Annotated in this window: 1 protein-coding gene; it reads left to right on the top strand. The window is 46.9% G+C overall.

What is annotated here, in order from left to right; genetic code table 11:
- Nucleotides 1-3,841 (top strand): VCBS domain-containing protein (locus tag ACMUMJ_RS08485; RefSeq protein WP_414678393.1); only part of this gene is annotated, 3,841 nt, incomplete at both ends.

Genomic DNA, 3,841 nt, shown 5'->3' with positions numbered 1-3,841 from the left:
CGATAGCGAAGCGGTTCAAGCCTTGGATGACGGTGATACGTTGACAGAGACGTTCACAGTGACCACAGCGGGTGGCGACACAGAGACAGTCACGATCACGATCAACGGCACAGACGATAAGGCCGTGATTACCGGTTCTGACAGCGGCAGTGTGGAAGAAGATGAGATCGCGCAAGCGACAGGCACCTTGAGTGTGAGCGATGCGGACGCCGATGAATCCATTTTCGTGGCACAAGAAGACGCTCCAGGCAAATACGGTTCGTTCAGTGTGGGTACAGATGGTGCGTGGACATACGACCTAACGGCGAACGATAGCGAAGCGGTTCAAGCCTTGGATGACGGTGATACGTTGACAGAGACGTTCACAGTGACCACAGCGGGTGGCGACACAGAGACAGTCACGATCACGATCAACGGCACAGACGATAAGGCGGCTATCTTTGTTGCGCCTCCTGTTATTACTAATATTACAGACGACTCTGAGGCTTCTGATTATTCTCTTGTAACGCTTCATGGTACGGGAGAGCCGGGTGCATCAATCACTCTTTATGTGATTTCAAACTCTACTACTAACGGAAATAATACCCAAACGGGTGAATACACTACAGTTAAAGACCTACCAATCACAGTAGACAGCAGCGGTAACTGGACGGTAGATATTTCTAATCTGGACGATGTTCCAGTGGGTGACAATGAATTTTTCAAAGCGGTTCAAACTGATACGAATGGTAATGTTAGTGCTGATTCGAACACGGTCCATTACTGGCATGGTGATAGTACTTCGCAAAAGGCGGAGTCAGAAGATGACTTTGTGCTGTCTGGTAAAGGTGACGATATACAAGCTATCGACACTGACGATGACAATGATGTAGTGACTCTCGATGGCGGTGCAGGTAATGATACGGCTAAGTTTAGTAAAGCGATTTCGGAAATGCAGTCGATTACATTAGCCGATAATGGAAATGTAATTATTGTTGATGATCAGGGTGATACCAACATTCTTATTGAGTTTGAATCTTTCTCGTTCGAAAATGTTGTCTATAGTAAAGAGTCGTTACTCGGCAATGTGACAGAAGATGGGATCCTGAAAGCATTAGGCACCTTGACGGTCAGTGATGCGGACGCCGGTGAATCCAGCTTCAATGCACAAGAAAACACTATAGGCAAGTACGGTGCGTTCAGCATTAACGCAAAAGGCGTGTGGACGTATGCGCTAAATAACGAAGTAGACGATGTGCAAGCGTTGGATGCAGGTCAAACCGAGACCGAGACGTTCGAAGTGACCACAGCGAGTGGCGAAACAAAAACCGTTACGATCACGATCAACGGCGCAGAAGACGCGGCAGAAATCGATGGAACGGCTATCGGTTCGGTAACAGAAGACGGTACGATAACGACAGCAGGCACCTTGACGGTCAATGATGCGGACGCCGGTGAATCCAGCTTCAAGTCACAAGAAAACACTATAGGCAAGTACGGTGCGTTCAGCATTAACGCAAAAGGCGCGTGGACGTATGCGCTGAATAACGAAGTAGACGATGTGCAAGCGTTGGATGCAGGTCAAATCGAGACCGAGACGTTCACAGTGACCACTGCGGGTGGCGACACACAAACCGTTACGATCACGATCAATGGCACAGACGATGCGGCGGCTATCTTTGTTGCGCCTCCTGTTATTACTAATGTTACAGACGACTCTGCGGCTTCTGATTATTCTCTTGTAACGCTTCATGGTACAGGGGAGCCAGGTGCGTCAATCACTCTTTATGTGATTTCAGGCTCTACTGGAAGAGGACAGAATCCCAAAACGGATGAATACACGAAAGTTGATGATGATTCAATCACTGTAGACAGCAGCGGTAACTGGACTATGGACATTTCAAACTTGAAAGATGTTCCAGTGAATGACAATGAATTTTTCAAAGCGGTTCAAACTGATACGAATGGTAATGTTAGTACTGAGTCGAACACGGTCCATTACTATCATGGCCGTAGCGGTTTGATAAATACGGTGTCAGGTGATGACTTTATTCTGCTTGGTGGCAGTAGCGATCAAGTTAATATAAACGCTGACGATGACAATGATGCAGTGACTATCGATGGCGGTAAACAACGTATTGATACTGCTAGGTTTGATAAAGCGATATCGGAAATGCAGTCGATTACATTAGCCGATAATGGAAATGTAATTATTGTTGATGATCAGGGTGATACCAACACTCTTATTAATTTTGAGTATTTCTCGTTCAACGATGTTGTCTATAGTAAAGAGTCGTTACTCGGCAATGTGACAGAAGATGGGATCCTGAAAGCATTAGGCACCTTGACGGTCAGTGATGCGGACGCCGGTGAATCCAGCTTCAATGCACAAGAAAACACTATAGGCAAGTACGGTGCGTTCAGCATTAACGCAAAAGGCGTGTGGACGTATGCGCTAAATAACGAAGTAGACGATGTGCAAGCGTTGGATGCAGGTCAAACCGAGACCGAGACGTTCGAAGTGACCACAGCGAGTGGCGAAACAAAAACCGTTACGATCACGATCAACGGCGCAGAAGACGCGGCAGAAATCGATGGAACGGCTATCGGTTCGGTAACAGAAGACGGTACGATAACGACAGCAGGCACCTTGACGGTCAATGATGCGGACGCCGGTGAATCCAGCTTCAAGTCACAAGAAAACACTATAGGCAAGTACGGTGCGTTCAGCATTAACGCAAAAGGCGCGTGGACGTATGCGCTGAATAACGAAGTAGACGATGTGCAAGCGTTGGATGCAGGTCAAATCGAGACCGAGACGTTCACAGTGACCACTGCGGGTGGCGACACACAAACCGTTACGATCACGATCAATGGCACAGAAGACGCGGCAGAAATCGGTGGAACGGATATCGGTAAGGTAACAGAAGACTACAATCTAACGACAGCAGGCACCTTGACGGTCAGTGATGCGGACGCTGGTGAATCCAGCTTCAAGGCACAAGAAAACACTATAGGAAAGTACGGTTCGTTCAGCATTAACGCAAAAGGCGCGTGGACGTATGTGCTGAATAACGAAATGGACGAGGTGCAAGCGTTTGATGGAACTACAATCCGTGTCGAGCTATTCAAAGTGGCCACAACGGGTGGCGAAACACAAGACGTTCGAATCTTCCTCGGCGGAGAAAACGATGCTCCTGTAGCGGTAGATGATTATGCTAGCATGTCATCTGGATCAGTAATTACAATTGATGCACTCGATAACGATACTGATAGAGAGGGACATAGTTTAATCATTACGGACGCAAATGTCCCTTCGGACCAAGGACTTGTTGAAGTTGTAGAGAATAAATTAGTGTTTACTCCAGCTTCTGACTTTACTGGTACAGCCTCTCTTACTTATACAATCCGTGACGTTAACGGTGAGAATGATACTGATACTGCTAATGTATTTGTTTCTGTTACCTCTGTAACAGTCAATTCGATTACGTCAGATGACGTGATCAACAAGGCGGAAAGTGATCAAACGATCGCTGTAACAGGTACAGCGATCGGTGGCGATATTGCAGAAGGCGATAAAGTGACCTTGAACATCGACAGCGACACGATTTACACAACAACAGTCAAATCAGATAACACATGGTCTGTTGACGTGGCAGGTTCTGATTTGGCCAAGGATACCGACTTCGATGCGGTTGTGACCTCTTATGATGAGGCGGGTAACAAGATCGACACAATGGGCTCTTCAACTCATACGGTTGATACTTATGTGGATTATGACCCTGACATTAAGTTTGATGAAGCAGGTAATCTACTAGTCGGCGGTTACTTAGAATCAGGAGGTACCGTAACGTCTATTACT

The sequence above is a fragment of the Marinomonas phycocola genome (assembly GCF_047525455.1).
Taxonomy (GTDB): domain Bacteria; phylum Pseudomonadota; class Gammaproteobacteria; order Pseudomonadales; family Marinomonadaceae; genus Marinomonas.
Note: the sequence above shows the minus strand (reverse complement) of the source record. Positions and strands in the feature narration are given on the sequence as shown.